Consider the following 17,106-nt stretch of genomic DNA (forward strand, 5'->3'; position numbering starts at 1 on the left):
CCGATGCAGGCTGAACCGCCGCTTTCGCGAGCAAGCCCGCTCCCACAGAGCTCGCGCCATGCGGAATACAGATTCCTTTCAACCATTACTCCAAGCGTAACGATCCGCCGTCCAGCTTGATTGATGTCCTCTCCTCATCACTCCTAAGGTAACCCCCACGACAGCGAACCCGTGGAGTGGTCATGACAACAACAATATCCCCCGACTCGCGCTGGACGCGGCGGCGCGGCGAAAAGCAGCGGCGTCTCGAACAGGTGAAGGGCATGGTCGATGGCGTGGTATTGCCCACCGACCGGATCGTCGAGGCATTGCAGGTCTTGATAGAGCCCGGCGACCGAGTGGTGCTGGAAGGCAACAACCAGAAGCAGGCGGATTTCCTCTCGCGTTCCCTGGCCAAGGCCGATCCTTCGAAGCTGCACGATCTGCACATGATCATGCCCAGCGTCGGCCGCTCCGAGCACCTGGACCTGTTCGAACGCGGTATTGCCCGTAAACTCGATTTCTCCTTCGCCGGCACCCAGAGCCTGCGCATCAGCCAGTTGCTGGAAGATGGCCTGCTGGAAGTCGGCGCGATCCACACCTACATCGAACTCTACGCCCGGCTGGTGGTGGACCTGATTCCCAACGTGGTGCTCTCGGCCGGTTTCATGGCCGACCGCGCCGGCAACATCTACACCGGCCCCAGCACCGAAGACACGCCGGCGCTGATCGAGCCGGCGGCTTTCAGCGACGGGATTGTCATTGTCCAGGTCAACCAGTTGGTGGATGACGTCAGCGACCTGCCACGCGTGGACATTCCAGCGTCCTGGGTGGACTTCGTGGTGGTGGCCGACAAGCCGTTCTACATCGAACCGCTGTTCACCCGCGACCCGCGTCACATCAAGCCTGTACACGTGTTGATGGCGATGATGGCGATCCGTGGGATCTACGAGAAACACAACGTCCAGTCCCTCAACCACGGCATCGGCTTCAACACCGCCGCCATCGAGCTGATCCTGCCAACCTACGGCGAATCCCTCGGCCTGAAGGGCAAGATCTGCCGTAACTGGACCCTCAATCCTCATCCGACGCTGATTCCGGCCATTGAAAGCGGCTGGGTCGACAGCGTGCATTGCTTCGGCACCGAACTGGGCATGGAGCATTACATCGCCGCCCGGCCAGACGTGTTTTTTACTGGCCACGATGGCTCGCTGCGCTCCAACCGCATGGTCTGCCAACTGGCCGGGCAGTACGCGGTGGACCTGTTCATCGGCGCCACCCTGCAAGTGGACGGTGACGGCCATTCTTCCACCGTGACCCGCGGCCGCTTGGCCGGATTCGGCGGTGCGCCGAACATGGGCCACGACCCGCGCGGTCGCCGGCATGGCACGCCGGCCTGGCTCGACATGCGCCATGGCGATGGCGAGGCGCCGTTGCTCGAACGCGGCAAGAAGCTGGTAGTGCAAATGGTCGAGACGTTCCAGGAGGGCGGCAAACCGACCTTCGTCGAGACCCTCGATGCGGTGGACGTGGCGAAGAAAGCCGGCATGCCCCTGGCGCCAATCATGATCTACGGCGACGACGTCACCCACCTGCTGACCGAAGAGGGCATCGCCTACCTGTACAAGGCTCGTTCCCTGGAAGAACGCCAGGCGATGATCGCCGCCGTGGCCGGGGTCACCGCCATCGGTTTGCGCCATGATCCGAAAGACACCGCGCGCATGCGCCGCGAAGGGTTGATCGCCTTGCCCGAAGACCTCGGCATCCGTCGCACCGACGCCACCCGCGAGTTGCTCGCGGCCAAGAGCGTGGCCGATCTGGTGGAATGGTCCGGTGGCCTCTACAACCCCCCCGCCAAGTTCAGGAGCTGGTAAATGCACGCCTTCAACCTGCAACCGAAAAAACTGTCCTTGGCCGAACGTCTGGCGGACATGGCGGTGGATGCGCTGATCGACGAAGCCGACCTGTCACCTAAACCGGCCTTGGTGGACCGTCGCGGCAATGGCGCCCACACCGACCTGCACCTGGGCCTGATGCATGCGTCGGCGCTGTCGCTGTGGCCGGCGTTCAAGGAAATGGCCGAGGCCGCCCTTGAGTGCGGCGAAATCGGCCTGCCATTGCGTGAAGCCCTTGGGCGGATAGGCCGAGAGGGGGAAGCGGCGATGCTTGCCACCACGGGCGGCGTGAACACCCACCGTGGCGCGATCTGGGCCTTGGGCTTGCTCGTGGCGGCAGCGGCGCTGGAACCTGAATCCAGTGTCGCCAGCGCCGTTACTTTGCGTGCCGCCTGCCTGGCCTTGCTCAACGACCGTTATGCGCCTCAACCCTTGAGCCACGGCGCCCAGGTCACCCAGCGCTACGGCGTGCGCGGTGCCCGGGAAGAAGCGCAACTGGCGTTTCCGGCGGTGACCGGTCTGGGCCTGCCGCAACTCAAGCGCAGCCGCGCGGCGGGGGCGGGCGAACAGAACGCCCGGCTCGATGCCTTGCTGGCGATCATGACCACCCTGGCCGACACCTGCGTGCTCTACCGCGCTGGCAAGCCGGGTTTGCAGGCCATGCAACAGGGCGCCAGAGCGGTGCTCGATGCCGGTGGCAGTGCCAGCCTGGGTGGTCGTCGTCAATTGCACGCGCTGGACCAACAACTGATTGCCTTGAATGCCTCGCCCGGCGGCGCTGCCGACCTGCTCGCCGCCTGTCTGTTCCTCGATCGTATCGAGCGCGGCGACGGTCTCTTCCCTGGAGTGTGCTGATGGAAACCTTATCTTTTGAATTCCCCGCCGGGCAGCCGCCACGAGGCCGGGCGCTGGTGGGCTGTGTCGGCTCGGGCGACCTGGAAGTGCTGATCGAACCAGGGCTGGCAGGCAAGTTGACCATCCAGGTGCAGACCTCGGTCAATGGCAGCGAGCAACGCTGGCAACATCTGTTTGCCCGTATGTTCGACGGCCAGACGCCACCGGCCCTGTCCATCGACATCCATGATTTCGGTGCCACCCCTGGCGTGGTGCGCTTGCGACTGGAGCAAGGTTTCGAGGAGATCGGCCATGACTGACAGCGCAGCGTTGCTCAATAAGCACAGCTTCGTCGAACTCGGCGCCCGGCAGCGGGCCAAGGCCTTGCTCGATGACGGCACGTTCCGTGAACTGCTCGACCCGTTCCAGCGGGTCATGTCGCCGTGGCTGTTGCGTCAGGGCGTGGTGCCGCAAAGCGACGACGGCGTGGTGATCGCCAAAGGCTCGCTCGATGGCCTGCCCGTGGTGATCGCCGCCATTGAAGGTGCGTTCCAGGGCGGCAGCCTCGGCGAAGTCGGCGGGGCGAAGATTGCCGGTGCGTTGGAACTGGCCGCCGAAGACAACCGCAAAGGCATTCCGACCCGCGCCGTGCTGCTGCTGGAAACCGGTGGCGTGCGGTTGCAGGAGGCCAACCTGGGGCTTGCGGCGATTGCCGAGATTCATTCAGCGATTGTCGATTTGCGTCAGTACCAGCCGGTGGTGGGCGTGGTGGCCGGCAGCGTCGGTTGCTTTGGCGGCATGTCCATCGCCGCCGGGCTGTGCAGCTATCTGCTGGTGACCCGGGAAGCGCGGCTGGGCCTGAACGGTCCGCAAGTGATCGAACAGGAAGCCGGCCTCGACGAATACGACTCCCGTGACCGGCCGTTCATCTGGAGCCTGACGGGCGGCGAGCAGCGTTTCGCCACGGGGCTGGTGGATCGTTATGCGGCCGACGATGTGACGCAGATCCGCCAGCAGGTCAGCCAATTGCTGCACTTGAGCGTACCCGTGCAACACCGCAGTGGCCAGGCCGAACTGTTCCTGCGGCGCTTGGCGCGCTTGGACACTGGTGTGCAAATCGAACCGGCAGCGGTTCGTCAGTTGTATCAGGGAGAACGCCCATGAGTGCGTATTCATTGAGAGGTTTGCGCTGGTTCGAAGCCTTGAGTGGCGATGCCAGCGCGGTACAAGGTTTGCCTGCTTCGTTGAAAGTCGCCGATGTCCGCCTGGGCGAGCAAACCGTACGCCTGCTGGCGGTGGTGGCCGATCCCGACAACCGTTTCCCACGGGCGCGCAACGGCGAAGTCGGCTTGCTGGAAGGCTGGGGCTTGGCCAAGGCGGTGGATGACGCCATTGCCGCCGACCGCGATGCGCCTGCCAAGCGCCCACTGATCGCCATTGTCGACGTACCGAGCCAGGCCTATGGCCGACGCGAAGAAGCCCTGGGCATTCATCAGGCCTTGGCCGGCGCGGCGGACAGCTATGCCCGTGCGCGACTGGCCGGGCACCCGGTGATTGGCTTGCTGGTGGGCAAGGCGATGTCGGGGGCGTTCCTGGCCCACGGCTACCAGGCCAACCGGCTGATCGCCCTGCGCGATCCGGGCGTGATGGTCCACGCCATGGGCAAGGCCTCGGCGGCGCGGGTGACCTTGCGCAGTGTCGAAGAGCTTGAAACCTTGGCCGCCAGCGTGCCGCCGATGGCCTATGACATCGACAGTTTTGCCAGCCTGGGCCTGCTGTGGGAAACGTTGTCGGTGGAGCAGATCGAACAACCGACGGCGGCTGATCTGGCGCGGGTGACCGATTGTCTGCAACAGGCGATCAGTGATGTTGCCACTGCGCCTCGCGACTTACGCAGCCGCCTCGGTGCGGCCCATCGGGCCGCCTCCAGCACGGTTCGCCAATTGTTGAGCGCGCAGTGGTGAACAACCTCATGGCCCACGACCTGCTCTGGGGGCTGACCCCGGAGCGGTTGCCTGCGGATGCGCCGGCCTGGGCCGTTGAAGCCTTGAGTCTCGGGCAACCGGTGGTGGTGCGAAGGGCGATGTGCGCTGCGGGATACGTTGCGGTGGGCGTGCGCGGGCAATCGCGGGAACAACGTTACGCCACGTCGATACCGGTGGTGGCGATCAAACGCCGGGTGCGCCCCGAAGACCTATGTCACGTCGAATCCCGTCGCGACCTGCCGGCCTTGCACGCGCTGTCCCGGCTGCGTCCGTTGCTCGACGCCAGCGGTTGGACCTGGGGCATCAGTGGCAGCACCGGGTTCGAACTGGCCAGCGGTATCGAGGTGCTGCATGAGCGCAGCGACCTGGACCTGATCCTGCGCACGCCGCAACCGCTGGATCGCCTTCAGGCCAGGGAGTTGCTGGCGCAGTTGGACGGCTCGGCATGCGCCGTGGATATGCAATTGCAAACCCCCTGCGGCGGCGTCGCCTTGCGCGAGTGGGCGGGAGCGTCGCCTCGGGTCTTGCTCAAGGATAATGTTCAGGCCCGGCTGGTGAGCGATCCTTGGCAGCCTTCAATGGAGCAGGTCGCGTGAGCAGTCTCTTCGTCTTTCCCGGCCAGGGTGCGCAGCGCGTGGGCATGCTCCATGGGCTGGCGCCGCTGATTCTGGAAGAGGCGGGGGATGTGCTCGGTGAAGACGTCTTGCGACTGGACAGCGCCGGGGCGTTGCAATCGACCCGCGCCGTGCAGCTGTGCCTGCTGATCGCCGGCGTGGCGGCGGCCCGCCGATTACTTGAACAAGCCCCCGCGCCGGATTATGTGGCAGGGTTGTCCATCGGTGCGTATCCGGCGGCGGTCGTTGCCGGGGCGCTGGGCTTCGAGGATGCGCTGCGGCTGGTCAGCCTGCGCGGCGAACTGATGCAGCAGGCCTATCCACAAGGTTACGGCATGACCGCGATCATCGGCCTGGACCTCGCCGTAGTGGAAGGGTTGCTGGCCCAGGTGCACAGCGATGCAACGCCGGTCTACCTGGCCAATATCAACGCCGATAACCAAGTGGTCATCGCCGGCAGCGACGAAGCCATGGGCCTCGTCGCTGAACGGGCCCGTCGACAAGGCGCTGGTAAAGCCTGTCGGCTGGCGGTGAGCGTGCCCTCCCATTGCCCGCTGCTGGAGGTTCCGGCACGGACATTGGCCCAGGCGTTTGCCGAGGTGCCGTTGAAAGTACCCTCTCTGGGCTATCTCAGCGGCAGCCGTGCCCGACCGGTGATCGGCGCTGAGGCGCTGCGTGACGACCTGGCATTCAACATGTGCCGCCTCGTCGACTGGCGCGGCACCGTGCAAAGCGCCTACGAGCGTGGCGTGCGGCTACAGATCGAACTGCCACCCGGCGCGGTACTCACCGGGCTGGCGCGCCGGGTGTTCGAGCAGGGTACCGTCATTGCCTTCGACGGTGCCCGGCTCGATACCTTGCAGGCGCTGTTGCGTGAGGAGGGAAGCCGCCAACCCTAGACACCGACTCAAGCTGACGAAGCACAAAAACAAAAACTTCGACGATGCACTTTGAGGACTACGACAATGATTATTTACGGTGTGGCGTTTCTGGCCTTTTGTACCCTGGCGGGTATTTTCATCGGTGAGCTGCTGGGCAAATTGATTGGCGTGCCGGCCAATGTCGGTGGTGTCGGCATTGCGATGCTGCTGTTGATCGGTCTGGGCAGCTATCTGAGCAAGCGCGGCCTGTTCAAGGGCAAGTCCGAGGCCGGTGTGGAGTTTTGGAGCGCAGTCTACATTCCCATCGTGGTCGCGATGGCGGCGCAGCAAAACGTCTACGGCGCGCTCAAGGGCGGGCCGATGGCGATCCTGGCCGGAACCCTGGCAGTGGTGATCGCCTTTGCGTTGGTGCCGGTGCTGGTGCGCATTGGCAACAAGGATTCCCATGCCGATGTTTCCGTTAAGACGGTCGGGTGATTGCCATGTACGAATCCATGATGAAAGTCATCACCGGCTACGGCCTGATCAGCGGTTTCGCCATTGTCGGCATCACCATGTGGGTGTCCTATTGGATCAGTAGTACGTTCACCAAAGGCCGGTTGCATGGCTCGGCCATCGCCATTCTGCTTGGGCTGGTGCTCTCCTACATCGGCGGGGCAATGACTGGCGGACAGAAGGGTGTGGTGGACATTCCGCTGCTGTCTGGGATTGGGCTGCTGGGTGGTGCCATGTTGCGGGACTTCGCCATCGTCGCCACGGCGTTCGGCGTGAGCGTCGAAGAACTCAAACGCGCCGGTTTCGTTGGCGTGCTGGCGTTGTTCGTCGGTGTAGGTACGTCATTCATTGCCGGTGTCGGCGTGGCGATGGCCTTCGGTTATACCGACTCGGTGAGCTTGACCACTATCGGCGCGGGAGCGGTGACCTATATCGTCGGGCCGGTGACCGGAGCGGCTATCGGTGCCAGTTCCGAAGTGATGGCGTTGTCCATTGCCGCCGGTTTGATCAAGGCGATCCTGGTGATGGTGGCGACGCCGTTCGTAGCGCCGATGATCGGTCTGAATAATCCCCGTAGCGCAGTGATCTTCGGTGGCCTGATGGGCACCTCCAGCGGCGTGGCCGGTGGCCTGGCGGCGACGGATCCTAAGCTGGTGCCATACGGTTGCCTGACGGCGGCGTTCTATACGGCGCTTGGGTGCCTGCTGGGGCCTTCATTACTGTTCCTGATCATGCGGGGATTGATGGGGTAGGGCTTTGGACTTTCGCTGAGCGGGTTGCCCTCATCGCGAGCAAGCTCGCCCCCACATTGGATCGGTGTTCACATATCCCTTGTGGGGGCGAGCTTGCTCGCGATGGGGGGCGGCGCGATTTCAGGCCTGGCGATTGGCATACATCCGGCATTCGGCAAGCAACGCCAGCAGGTTCGGATCCCGTTCCTTGGCCTTGAGGAATACCACGCCGATGTGCTGCTGCAACCGGTACTTTTCCTGCAACGGGATCAGTTTCACCCGGTTTTCATACACCGCCGCAATCCGGCCCGGCAGCAAGGCATAGCCCACCCCGGAGCTGACCATGCTCAGCAGGGTGAAGATGTCGTTGACCTGCATCGCCACCTTCGGCTCGAACCCCGCCTGCTTGAACACCCGAACCCCGTCCTGATGCGTGGCAAACCCCTGGGTCAGGGTGATGAATGTCTCGTCGCGCACCTCGGCCAGGTCGACTTCGCTGCGCTGGGCAAAGGGTGAGTCGGCTGGTGTGGCGAGGAAGATGTCATCGGAAAACAGCGCGAGCTGCTCGCAGTCCGGGTCGTTGACGCTGTCGTCCAGGGACACCAGGATGGCATCGACTTCCATGTTCTTGAGCTTGTACAACAGGTCGATGTTCGAGCCCATGATCAGGTCGATGTTGAGTTCGCTGCGACGGATCTTCAGGCCCATGATCAACTGCGGCACGGTCTTGACCGTCAGCGAGTACAGCGATCCCAGCTTGAAGCGTTCGGCGGAGAACCCGGCGGCTTCGCGGGTCAGGCGTACGCTTTCGACCACGTCCTGGATCAGTTTCTGCGCGCGTTCTTCCAGCACATAGGCGCTTTCCAGCGGTGTGAGGTTGCGGCCTTCGTGCTTGAACAGCGGGCAGCGCAGGGCGCTTTCCAACGAATGAATGGCCCGGTGCACGCTGACGTTGCTGGTCTGCAATTGCGCCGCCGCCCGCGCCAGGTTGCCGGTGCGCATGAAGGCCAGGAATACCTCGAGTTTCTTCAGGGTCAATTCTTCGTCGATCAGCATGGGGCGGGCTCTTATTCATGTCGCTTGATTGTGCCCCAATCGACCCTTTTGGGAGGGGTTAATCGGTGGCGAGGGGATAAATCTCCTCGCCACCGGTGGGTTCAGAGGTAGCAGCAAACCATTGCACTTTTGCGCCGCAGGCCTGAGCCTTGGCGGCTGTTTCATCATGGAAGGGGGAGGAATCGATGTATCACGGCGAACGACTGAACGCCTGGACCCATCTGGTTGGGGCAATCGCGGCGTTTATCGGCGGGGTGTGGCTGGTGGTGCTCGCCGGGTTGACCGGCGATCCGTGGAAGATCGTCAGCGTGGCGATCTATGGGTTTACCCTGCTGGTGCTGTACAGCGCCTCGACGGTCTATCACAGCGTGCGCGGGCGCAAAAAAGCAATCATGCAGAAGGTCGATCATTTTTCGATCTACCTGCTGATCGCCGGCAGCTACACGCCGTTCTGCCTGGTGACCCTCCGTGGGCCGTGGGGCTGGACGTTGTTCGGGATCGTCTGGGGGCTGGCCTTGATTGGTATCTTGCAGGAAATCAAGCCGCGTTCCGAAGCGCGGATCCTGTCGATCGTGATCTACGCCGTAATGGGCTGGATCGTGCTGGTGGCGGTCAAACCGCTGTTGGCGGCCCTGGGCAGTACCGGTTTTGCCTGGCTGGCCTCGGGCGGGGTGTTGTACACCGTGGGCATCATTTTCTTCGCCCTCGATAAGCGATTGCGCCATGCCCATGGCATCTGGCATCTGTTTGTGATCGCCGGCAGCCTGCTGCACTTCGTGGCGATTCTGTTCTACGTGCTTTAGCGGGCAGCCGTGAATAACCCATCCAGTTGCCTCTGGGCCTGGTTGGCGAAAATCTCCAGCAGGGTGCCCAGGGTGTGTACCGGTGCTTCATGGGCCCGGGTCACGGCGTAGAGCGAGATGGGCAGCGGTGGCGACAACGGTCGGATCGCCGTGCAGGTCTTCGAGGCACCGAGGGCCGTGAACGGGTCGATCACCGCCATGCCGGCACCGGATTCCACCATGGCCCGGGCCAGGGAGTACGTCTGCACCGCGATGCTGATGCGCGGTGCAGGGTTTACCGCTTCCAGATAGCCGTCCAGCCGGGCCGAGAGCGGATCGGCGCTGGACAAGCCGATCAGGGGCGCGCCGGCCAGCTCCTGCAGTGACATCGGTTTACCCACCGCCGCATCGCTCCAGTGCCCCTTCGGCGCCAGCGCCACCAGCACACCGCTGGCCAGGGTCTGGGCCTTGAGCCCCGGATGATCAGGCGCCTGCAAGGTCAGGGCAACGTCGATCTCGCGCATCAGCAGGTTCTGCACCAGTTCACGGCTGTGGGCGCTGGACAGCTCACAGGCAATGTCTGGGTAGCGCCTTGTCCATTGACGAATGGCCGCTGGCAGTAGTGACAGGGCCAGGGCCGGGGTCGCGCCGATACGCAGGTTTTGCCCGGGCTGGCGGCGCAGGCTCTGGGCCAGTCGCCGGACGCCTTGCAGGCTTTCGCTGACCTTGTCGACTTCACGTTCCAGCTCCAGGGCTTCGGGGGTGGCCTGCAACTTGCCGCGCACCCGCAGGAACAGGGCAAAGCCCAGCTGCTGCTCGGCGTGCTGCAGCACCTTGGTCACCGCCGGCTGGGAGACGTGCAGCAATTGCGCGGCGCCGCTGATGGAGCCGGCCTGGCGTATGGCCTGGAATATCTCGATATGACGAAGGCGCATGGCAGTCCCATAACCTTTGTTTATAGGTGCCCCATCTTTATTCATTGTTCCGAACCTGTCACCTGCCCCTAACCTCAGCTGATCGGAAACGGATGTGAGACGGACATGGGGCAACGGGTGGGCATCATCGGCGGTGGCGTGGTCGGGTTGGCGACGGCTTATGCACTGGTTCGCGACGGTATCGACGTGACGCTGGTAGAGGCCCGGAACGCGCTGGGCAGCGAAACCAGTTTTGCCAACGGCGGCCAGCTGTCCTATCGCTACGTCGCCCCCCTGGCTGACGCCGGGGTGCCCTGGCAGGCGCTCGGCTGGATGTTGCGCGGGGATTCGCCACTCAGGTTGCGGCCCCGCCTGGACCCTGCCCAGTGGCGCTGGATGGCTGGGTTCATCGCGGCGTGCCGGACGTCGGTCAACCGGCGTAACGGCGCCCATCTGTTGCGCCTGGCGCTGCTGAGCCAGGCCACCTTGCAGAACTGGCGCGAAGACGATCGCCTCGATGGCTTCGGCTGGCGGCGTAACGGCAAGCTGGTGACGTTTCGTGATGCCGCCCATTTCCACCATGCCCGGCAACGACTGGTGGATAACGTGCACCAGCAGGTGCTCGGGCCCGCCGAGTGCGCCAGCCTGGAGCCGGCACTGGCGGGCCTGCCGTTGGTGGGCGGGATCTACACGCCGGACGAGGAGGTCGCCGATTGCCACGCTTTCTGCCAGCAACTGGCCGCACGCTTGCGGGCCTCGGGGCGCTGCGAGTTCTTGTTGGGGCAGACGGTGACCGGCATTTGCCACGCCGACGGGCAAGTGCAGGCCATTGAGTTGGGCGGGCAGCGCTTGTCGGTGGACAACCTGGTGATCGCTGCCGGTCACCGCAGTGCGGCCCTGGCATTACCGGGGGTACGAATGCCGCTGTATCCGCTCAAGGGTTACAGCCTGACCGTGCCGATTGGCGCAGCGCATCGGGCCCCGGACCTGAGCATTACCGACTATGACCGCAAGATCGTCTATGCGCGAATCGGCGAACATTTGCGAGTCGCGGCGATGGTGGATATCGTCGGCTTCGACCCGACGCCAGACCCGCGGCGCCTGGCCCTGATCAAGCGCCAGGCCCGGGAAACCTTCCCCATGGCCGGGGACTACGAACACGCCATCGAATGGGCCGGCATGCGTCCGGCCACGCCCAGCGGCGTGCCGCTGATCGGCGCCACCGGCTATCGCAACCTGTGGCTCAACCTCGGCCATGGGGCACTGGGTTTCACCCTGGCTTGCGGCAGCGCTCGCCTGCTCAGCGAACTGATCCGCCAGCGCACACCGTCCATAGATTTGCAGGGCCTCACGCCCCGCGTCGCCTGACCCAACCCGCAACGGAGAATAACAATGCAAAAAATCACGTTGATCGGCTGCACCTTGAGCCTGTTGTTGAGCGCCCATGCCCACGCTATACAAGCACCTTTGAGCGGTACGCTGGAGAAAATCGCCAGCACCCATGGCATCACCTTGGGATATCGCGACGCCTCGGTGCCGTTTTCCTACATAGGTGACAGCAGCGGCAAACCGATGGGCTACTCGGTGGACCTGGCAAACAAAATCGTCGAGCGGATCAAGGCCCAGCTGGCGCTGCCGCAACTGGAGGTGAAGTACAACCTGGTCACCTCCCAGACCCGCATCCCGTTGGTGCAGAACGGCACCGTCGATCTGGAGTGTGGCTCCACCGGGGTGACGGCCGAGCGGCAGAAGCAAGTGGCATTTTCCTACGGCTTCATCTACGTGAAGGGGCAGTTGCTGACGGCCAGGGACAGCGGCATCCACAGCTTCGCTGACCTGCGGGGCAAGAACGTGGTGACCACCGCCGGGACCACCAACGAACGTTTCCTCAAGAGTTACAACCAGGACAACAAGGCCGACCTGTTCGTCATCAGTGCGAAGGACCATGGCGAAGCGTTCCAGATGCTCGAGACCGGCCGGGCGGCGGCATTCTACATGGACGATGCGCTGCTCTATGGCGAACGAGCCAAGGCCCGCGACCCACACAAATGGGTCGTGGTGGGCGAGGAACAATCGCGGGAAATCTACAGCTGCATGGTGCGCAAGGACGATCCGCAGTTCCTGGCGCTGGTCAATGCGACCCTGGGGGATTTGTACAAGTCAGGCGAGATCAACGCCATTTATGAGCGCTGGTTCCAGAAACCGATTCCCCCCAAGGGCCTGAACCTGGAGTTCCCGATGACCAGTGAGCTGAAGGCGATTATTGCCAGGCCGGTGAGTGATCCGGTGCAGTAGGGAAAGGATCTTTCCTGTGGGAGCGGGCTTGCTCGCGAAAGCGGTGTGTCAGTCAACTTTAATATTGCTGGCCGATCGCATTCGCGAGCAAGCCCGCTCCCACAAATGGAGCTTCAGCGGATCTAGAAATCCCCCCACAACTGCTGCGCCACTGCCAGCGCCACCACCGGCGCGGTTTCGGTTCGCAGCACACGGGGACCGAGGCGGGCGGCGTGGTAACCAACACTCTGAGCCTGTTCGACTTCAGCCTCGGACAAACCGCCCTCGGGGCCGATCAGGAACGCCAGCGTCGACGGTCTGGCATGGCTGACCAGCGGCTCGGCCACCGGGTGCAGCACCAGCTTCAGTTCGGCATCGGCCTGTTTCAGCCAGTCGGCCAGCAGCAACGGCGGATGGATCACCGGTACGGTCGAACGTCCGCATTGCTCACAGGCGCTGATCGCCACCTGGCGCCAGTGCAGCAGGCGTTTGTCGGCGCGTTCGTCCTTGAGGCGCACTTCGCAGCGTTCGCTGAAAATCGGCGTGATCTCGCTGACCCCCAGCTCGGTGGCCTTCTGGATCGCCCAGTCCATGCGCTCGCCCCGGGACAGGCCCTGGCCGAGGTGGATGCGCAACGGCGATTCAGGCTGCCCGGCGAACTGCTCGTCCAGTTGCACCCGCACGCGCTTCTTGCCGACTTCGGCCAACGTGCCGCGAAACTCCTGGCCGGAGCCATCGAACACTTGCACCGCATCGCCTTCGGCCATGCGCAGCACACGGCCGATGTAGTGGGCCTGGGCTTCAGGCAGTTCGTGGTCGCCGAGGCTCAGGGGGGCGTCGATGAAGAAGCGGGACAGTCTCATGTGTGTTCTCTCGATCGTTCCCACGCTCCGCGTGGGAATGCCGCCACGGACGCTCTGCGTCCGCTGTGAAAGTGACGCAGAGCGTCACGGGATGCGTTCCCACGCAGAGCGTGGGAACGAGCAGTTCAGGGTTCAGCCCGGATCACGGAACCCAGGGTGAAAGTCCTTCGGCACCGCCACGCTGACCTTGTCCCGCGTGGCGATGTCGATGCCTTCACTGGCCACGTCGGCGAGGAAGTCGATCTGCTCGGGGGTGATGACATACGGCGGCAGGAAATACACCACGCTACCTAACGGTCGCAGCAATGCACCGCGCTCCAAGGCATGCTGGAACACCGTCAGGCCACGCCGTTCCTGCCATGGGTAGGCGGTCTTGCTCGCCTTGTCCTTGACCATCTCGATGGCCAGCACCATGCCGGTCTGGCGCACTTCGGCCACGTTCGGGTGATCGACCAGGTGCGCGGTGGCGCTCGCCATGCGTTGGGCCAGGGCCTTGTTGTTGTCGATGACGTGGTCTTCTTCGAAGATGTCCAGTGTCGCCAGCGCGGCTGCGCAGGCCAACGGGTTACCGGTGTAGCTGTGGGAGTGCAGGAAGGCGCGCAGGGTGGGGTAATCGTCGTAGAACGCGCTGTAGACCTCGTCGGTGGTCAGGCATGCCGCCAGCGGCAGGTAGCCACCGGTCAAGGCCTTGGACAGGCAGAGGAAATCCGGCGTGATACCGGCCTGCTCGCAAGCGAACATCGTCCCGGTGCGGCCGAAGCCGACGGCGATTTCATCATGGATCAGGTGTACGCCATAGCGGTCGCAGGCTTCGCGCAGCAGTTTCAGGTACACCGGGTGATACATGCGCATGCCGCCGGCGCCCTGGATCAGCGGCTCGACGATCACCGCCGCCACAGTGGCGTGGTGCTCGGCGAGGGTCTGTTCCATGGCCGCGAACATCGTGCGTGAATGTTCCTCCCAGCTCACGCCCTCGGGGCGATGGTAGCAGTCGGGGCTCGGCACCTTGAGGGTGTCCAGCAGCAACGCCTTGTAGGTCTCGGTGAACAGCGGCACGTCGCCCACCGACATCGCCGCAATGGTTTCGCCGTGGTAGCTGTTGCTCAGGGTGACGAAGCGCTTCTTGTCGGGACGGCCGCGATTGACCCAGTAATGGAAGCTCATCTTCATCGCCACTTCGATGCAGGACGAGCCGTTATCGGCATAGAAACACCGGGTCAGGCCTTCCGGTGTCATCCTCACCAGGCGCTCGGACAGCTCGATCACCGGTTGGTGGCTGAAGCCGGCGAGGATCACATGCTCCAACTGATCGACCTGGTCCTTGATCCGCTGGTTGATGCGTGGGTTCGCGTGGCCGAACACGTTGACCCACCAGGAGCTGACGGCGTCGAGGTAGCGCTTGCCTTCGAAGTCTTCCAGCCACACGCCCTCACCGCGCTTGATGGGGATCAGCGGCAGTTGTTCGTGGTCTTTCATCTGGGTGCAGGGATGCCACAGCACCGCGAGGTCGCGTTGCATCCACTGGTTATTCAGGCCCATTTACAGTCTCCTCGAGGCGGCTCGCGGCGGGCGCGGGCCAGACAATCGCGCAAGCCTATGCAATGACGGCCCTGCGAACAACCCATTGTGTCGTTCCTGCTGCTTTGAGCGAGGCGATAGACGTCGCTGGCGGCGTTTTGATGGCTGGCGTATTCTTCGCCGTTCTCGGAGCCGGCTGGCTCGAAACCTGAAATTTTCCTGTTTTATTCCGGAGTTCGTTGAATGTCTGCTGGTTGGCTGCGCGCGTGTGCGCTGGTGGTGATAGGGCTTTTCAGCGTTACGGCGCTGGCGAAGGACAAGCAACCGACGGCTATCGTCATCGGTGGCGGCCTGGCGGGGCTCACGGCGGCCTATGAGTTGCAGAACAAAGGCTGGGCGGTGACCCTGCTGGAAGCCAAGCCCAGCGTGGGCGGTCGTTCGGGCATGGCCACCAGTGAATGGATCGGCAACGAAAAGACCCAGCCGGTGCTGAACAAATATGTCTCGACGTTCAAGCTGGGCACCACCCCGGCCCCCGAGTTCGTGCGCACCCCCAGCTATCTGATCGACGGCACCTACTTCACCGCCGCTGACCTGGCCGCGAAGCAACCGGCCACCGCCGAAGCCATCAAGCGCTACGAAACCACCCTGGACGAGCTGGCACGCTCCATCGAAGACCCGCTGAATCCAGCGGCCACCAGCACGTTGCATGCGTTGGACCAGATGACCGTGTCCGCCTGGCTTGATCGCTTGCAACTGCCGGCCACCGCACGGCAATTGGTGAACCAGGAGATCCGTACCCGTTACGACGAACCTTCGCGCCTGTCGCTGTTGTATTTCGCACAGCAGAACCGGGTCAATCGCGGCGTGTCCGACCGCGACCTGCGGGCTTCGCGTTTGCTCGGCGGCAGCCAGGTGTTGGCCCAGGCTTTCCTCAAGCAACTGAAAACCATCAAGACCGATTCTCCGGTGTCAGCCATTTCCCAAGACAAAGACGGCGTGACTGTCAAGGTCGGCAGCGTCGGCTACCAGGCCGATTACGTGGTGCTGGCGGTACCGCTGCGCGCCTTGAACAAGATCCAACTGACCCCGGCCCTGGATGCCCAGCACCTTGGCGCGATCAAAGGCACCAACTACGGCTGGCGCGACCAGATCATGCTCAAGTTCAAGACCCCGGTCTGGGACAGCAAGGCGCGCATGTCGGGTGAAATCTTCAGCAACGCCGGACTGGGCATGATGTGGATCGAGCCGGCGGTGAAGGGCGGTGCCAATGTGATCATCAACCTCTCGGGCGACAGTGCTCGGGTGATGCAGGCTTTTGGCGACAAGCAGATGGTCGACCAGGTGCTGATCCGCCTGCACACGTTCTACCCACAGGCCCGCGGGGCTTTCACCGGTTACGAAATCCGCCGCTACAGCACCGATCCGTCCACGGGCGGTTCGTACCTGGCCTTTGGTCCGGGCCAGATCAGCAAGTATTGGCGTCTGTGGGAAAAACCGTTGCAGCGTATTGCCTTTGCCGGTGAACACACCGACGCCCTGTACCCAGGCACCCTGGAAGGCGCGTTACGCAGTGGTCAGCGCGCGGCCAGCCAAGTGCAAGACCTGGCGGCGGGCAAGTCGTTCGAGCCGGCCAAGGTTGCTCCGGCCGCGACGGCAGCGGCTGCAGGTGCAGTGGCGGCGAAGAAAGGCAACTTCTTCACCAACCTGTTTGGCGGTTCGGATGACGAGAAGAAGCCAGAGCCGGTCAAGGCCCCAGAGCCGGTAGTTCCGCCAGCACCGGCCCCGGCCCCGGCGCCTGCGCCAACCCCGGCCCCAGCGCCGGTGGAAGCGCCAAAGCCTGCGGCGCCGGTAAAAGCCGAGCCGACTAAAAAGGCCACGACCAAAGCCGCGCCGAAGAAACCGGCAGCCAAGACCGCGGCGAAAAAAGCCCCGGCCAAGGCGCCAGTGAAAAAGGCTGAACCGGCAAAGAAGCCAGCGGCGAAACCGGCGGCGACCACTGAGACCCCGGCTCAGTAACGTCCAGGCGTAAAAAAGCGCGGCCCAAGGGTCGCGCTTTTTTTTGCCTGCTAGCAAGGTCGATGTTCAGGCATTGGGTATATCAGATACTTCCCACAGGGTAATCGGAAGGGAATGATGGGGTGGCCCGGATCGCAAGCTTTAGGCTGCGTAGAACACCGGAGCACTGAACATGAAAGCAGCAATAATCCTGACGGCTCTCGCTGGTTGCGTATCTGATGAGTTCATCAAAAAGGCAAAAATGATTCCAAAGCGGGATCCTCAAT

The 17,106-nt window shown here is 63.4% G+C and carries 17 protein-coding genes; 13 read left to right on the forward strand and 4 right to left on the reverse strand.

The features are described from left to right. Nucleotides 1-182 precede the first annotated feature (182 nt). The 9 genes from mdcA to madM all read left to right on the forward strand — a co-directional run bounded on the left by mdcA (nucleotide 183) and on the right by madM (nucleotide 7,435). The gene (mdcA, locus tag FBX99_RS19075; RefSeq protein WP_144926225.1) at nucleotides 183-1,853 is read left to right on the forward strand and encodes a malonate decarboxylase subunit alpha; all 1,671 of its coding nucleotides are present in this window, start codon (nucleotides 183-185) and stop codon (nucleotides 1,851-1,853) included. Continuing rightward, nucleotides 1,854-2,729: a triphosphoribosyl-dephospho-CoA synthase gene (locus FBX99_RS19080; protein ID WP_144926228.1), complete on the forward strand. Its 876-nt coding sequence runs from the start codon at nucleotides 1,854-1,856 to the stop codon at nucleotides 2,727-2,729. Then, nucleotides 2,729-3,028 carry a malonate decarboxylase subunit delta gene (locus FBX99_RS19085; protein WP_003206454.1) on the forward strand — a complete coding sequence of 100 codons (300 nt, stop codon included), beginning with the start codon at nucleotides 2,729-2,731 and terminating at the stop codon, nucleotides 3,026-3,028. The genes FBX99_RS19080 and FBX99_RS19085 overlap by 1 nt, the downstream gene beginning before the upstream one ends. After that, the gene (locus tag FBX99_RS19090) at nucleotides 3,021-3,872 is read left to right on the forward strand and encodes a biotin-independent malonate decarboxylase subunit beta (RefSeq protein ID WP_145132548.1); all 852 of its coding nucleotides are present in this window, start codon (nucleotides 3,021-3,023) and stop codon (nucleotides 3,870-3,872) included. Before FBX99_RS19085 ends, FBX99_RS19090 begins: the two co-directional genes overlap by 8 nt. After that, nucleotides 3,869-4,672 carry a biotin-independent malonate decarboxylase subunit gamma gene (gene mdcE, locus FBX99_RS19095; protein WP_144926234.1) on the forward strand — a complete coding sequence of 268 codons (804 nt, stop codon included), beginning with the start codon at nucleotides 3,869-3,871 and terminating at the stop codon, nucleotides 4,670-4,672. Before FBX99_RS19090 ends, mdcE begins: the two co-directional genes overlap by 4 nt. Next, nucleotides 4,666-5,289 (forward strand): malonate decarboxylase holo-ACP synthase, encoded by a 624-nt coding sequence (locus FBX99_RS19100; RefSeq protein WP_178112002.1) that lies wholly within the window; start codon nucleotides 4,666-4,668, stop codon nucleotides 5,287-5,289. Before mdcE ends, FBX99_RS19100 begins: the two co-directional genes overlap by 7 nt. Next, nucleotides 5,286-6,206 (forward strand): malonate decarboxylase subunit epsilon, encoded by a 921-nt coding sequence (mdcH, locus tag FBX99_RS19105; RefSeq protein ID WP_145132550.1) that lies wholly within the window; start codon nucleotides 5,286-5,288, stop codon nucleotides 6,204-6,206. Before FBX99_RS19100 ends, mdcH begins: the two co-directional genes overlap by 4 nt. A gap of 66 nt (nucleotides 6,207-6,272) precedes the next feature. Then, a complete protein-coding gene (madL, locus tag FBX99_RS19110; RefSeq protein ID WP_092258223.1) occupies nucleotides 6,273-6,665 on the forward strand; it encodes a malonate transporter subunit MadL in 393 nt (130 codons plus the stop codon). Nucleotides 6,666-6,670: 5 nt separating this feature from the next. Further along, nucleotides 6,671-7,435 carry a malonate transporter subunit MadM gene (gene madM, locus FBX99_RS19115; RefSeq protein ID WP_144926243.1) on the forward strand — a complete coding sequence of 255 codons (765 nt, stop codon included), beginning with the start codon at nucleotides 6,671-6,673 and terminating at the stop codon, nucleotides 7,433-7,435. 120 nt (nucleotides 7,436-7,555) lie between these two features. Here madM and FBX99_RS19125 read toward each other — a convergent pair whose 3' ends face one another. Beyond that, nucleotides 7,556-8,470, reverse strand: coding sequence for a LysR substrate-binding domain-containing protein (locus FBX99_RS19125; RefSeq protein ID WP_144926246.1), 915 nt, complete (start codon nucleotides 8,468-8,470; stop codon nucleotides 7,556-7,558). Nucleotides 8,471-8,655: 185 nt separating this feature from the next. Here FBX99_RS19125 and FBX99_RS19130 point away from each other — a divergent pair, with 185 nt between their 5' ends. Beyond that, nucleotides 8,656-9,273, forward strand: a complete 618-nt coding sequence (locus tag FBX99_RS19130; RefSeq protein WP_041021146.1) for a hemolysin III family protein — start codon at nucleotides 8,656-8,658, stop codon at nucleotides 9,271-9,273. Here FBX99_RS19130 and FBX99_RS19135 read toward each other — a convergent pair. Further along, the gene (locus FBX99_RS19135) at nucleotides 9,270-10,187 is read right to left on the reverse strand and encodes a LysR family transcriptional regulator (RefSeq protein WP_145132554.1); all 918 of its coding nucleotides are present in this window, start codon (nucleotides 10,185-10,187) and stop codon (nucleotides 9,270-9,272) included. The two genes, FBX99_RS19130 and FBX99_RS19135, sit on opposite strands and share 4 nt — an antisense overlap. A 105-nt stretch (nucleotides 10,188-10,292) precedes the next feature. Here FBX99_RS19135 and FBX99_RS19140 point away from each other — a divergent pair, with 105 nt between their 5' ends. Together FBX99_RS19140 and FBX99_RS19145 are read left to right on the forward strand one after the other, a co-directional pair. After that, entirely contained in the window at nucleotides 10,293-11,534 is a 1,242-nt protein-coding gene (locus tag FBX99_RS19140; protein ID WP_144926252.1) for a D-amino acid dehydrogenase, read from the forward strand. Nucleotides 11,535-11,558: 24 nt separating this feature from the next. Further along, on the forward strand, nucleotides 11,559-12,461 hold the full coding sequence (locus FBX99_RS19145; protein WP_144926255.1) for a transporter substrate-binding domain-containing protein: 903 nt from the start codon (nucleotides 11,559-11,561) through the stop codon (nucleotides 12,459-12,461). Between the two features lie 122 nt (nucleotides 12,462-12,583). Here the strand turns inward: FBX99_RS19145 and FBX99_RS19150 are convergent, their stop codons facing one another. Then, nucleotides 12,584-13,303 carry a 16S rRNA (uracil(1498)-N(3))-methyltransferase gene (locus FBX99_RS19150; protein ID WP_144926258.1) on the reverse strand — a complete coding sequence of 240 codons (720 nt, stop codon included), beginning with the start codon at nucleotides 13,301-13,303 and terminating at the stop codon, nucleotides 12,584-12,586. A gap of 132 nt (nucleotides 13,304-13,435) precedes the next feature. Beyond that, on the reverse strand, nucleotides 13,436-14,842 hold the full coding sequence (locus FBX99_RS19155; RefSeq protein WP_145132556.1) for an adenosylmethionine--8-amino-7-oxononanoate transaminase: 1,407 nt from the start codon (nucleotides 14,840-14,842) through the stop codon (nucleotides 13,436-13,438). Nucleotides 14,843-15,064: 222 nt separating this feature from the next. On the opposite strand from FBX99_RS19155, the gene FBX99_RS19160 reads away from it, so the two are divergent. Beyond that, nucleotides 15,065-16,840 carry a flavin monoamine oxidase family protein gene (locus FBX99_RS19160; RefSeq protein WP_144926264.1) on the forward strand — a complete coding sequence of 592 codons (1,776 nt, stop codon included), beginning with the start codon at nucleotides 15,065-15,067 and terminating at the stop codon, nucleotides 16,838-16,840. The last annotated feature ends 266 nt before the right edge of the window (nucleotides 16,841-17,106 follow it).

Source organism: Pseudomonas sp. SJZ074 (assembly GCF_007828215.1).
In the GTDB taxonomy this organism is placed as follows: domain Bacteria; phylum Pseudomonadota; class Gammaproteobacteria; order Pseudomonadales; family Pseudomonadaceae; genus Aquipseudomonas.

What these genes read in the sequence shown, in the direction of transcription:
- mdcA (WP_144926225.1), top strand. Translation starts at nt 183, where the DNA reads ATGACAACAACAATATCCCCCGACTCGCGCTGGACGCGGCGGCGCGGC.
- FBX99_RS19080 (WP_144926228.1), top strand. Translation starts at nt 1,854, where the DNA reads ATGCACGCCTTCAACCTGCAACCGAAAAAACTGTCCTTGGCCGAACGT.
- FBX99_RS19085 (WP_003206454.1), top strand. Translation starts at nt 2,729, where the DNA reads ATGGAAACCTTATCTTTTGAATTCCCCGCCGGGCAGCCGCCACGAGGC.
- FBX99_RS19090 (WP_145132548.1), top strand. Translation starts at nt 3,021, where the DNA reads ATGACTGACAGCGCAGCGTTGCTCAATAAGCACAGCTTCGTCGAACTC.
- mdcE (WP_144926234.1), top strand. Translation starts at nt 3,869, where the DNA reads ATGAGTGCGTATTCATTGAGAGGTTTGCGCTGGTTCGAAGCCTTGAGT.
- madL (WP_092258223.1), top strand. Translation starts at nt 6,273, where the DNA reads ATGATTATTTACGGTGTGGCGTTTCTGGCCTTTTGTACCCTGGCGGGT.
- madM (WP_144926243.1), top strand. Translation starts at nt 6,671, where the DNA reads ATGTACGAATCCATGATGAAAGTCATCACCGGCTACGGCCTGATCAGC.
- FBX99_RS19125 (WP_144926246.1), bottom strand. Translation starts at nt 8,470, where the DNA reads ATGCTGATCGACGAAGAATTGACCCTGAAGAAACTCGAGGTATTCCTG.
- FBX99_RS19130 (WP_041021146.1), top strand. Translation starts at nt 8,656, where the DNA reads ATGTATCACGGCGAACGACTGAACGCCTGGACCCATCTGGTTGGGGCA.
- FBX99_RS19135 (WP_145132554.1), bottom strand. Translation starts at nt 10,187, where the DNA reads ATGCGCCTTCGTCATATCGAGATATTCCAGGCCATACGCCAGGCCGGC.
- FBX99_RS19140 (WP_144926252.1), top strand. Translation starts at nt 10,293, where the DNA reads ATGGGGCAACGGGTGGGCATCATCGGCGGTGGCGTGGTCGGGTTGGCG.
- FBX99_RS19145 (WP_144926255.1), top strand. Translation starts at nt 11,559, where the DNA reads ATGCAAAAAATCACGTTGATCGGCTGCACCTTGAGCCTGTTGTTGAGC.
- FBX99_RS19150 (WP_144926258.1), bottom strand. Translation starts at nt 13,303, where the DNA reads ATGAGACTGTCCCGCTTCTTCATCGACGCCCCCCTGAGCCTCGGCGAC.
- FBX99_RS19155 (WP_145132556.1), bottom strand. Translation starts at nt 14,842, where the DNA reads ATGGGCCTGAATAACCAGTGGATGCAACGCGACCTCGCGGTGCTGTGG.
- FBX99_RS19160 (WP_144926264.1), top strand. Translation starts at nt 15,065, where the DNA reads ATGTCTGCTGGTTGGCTGCGCGCGTGTGCGCTGGTGGTGATAGGGCTT.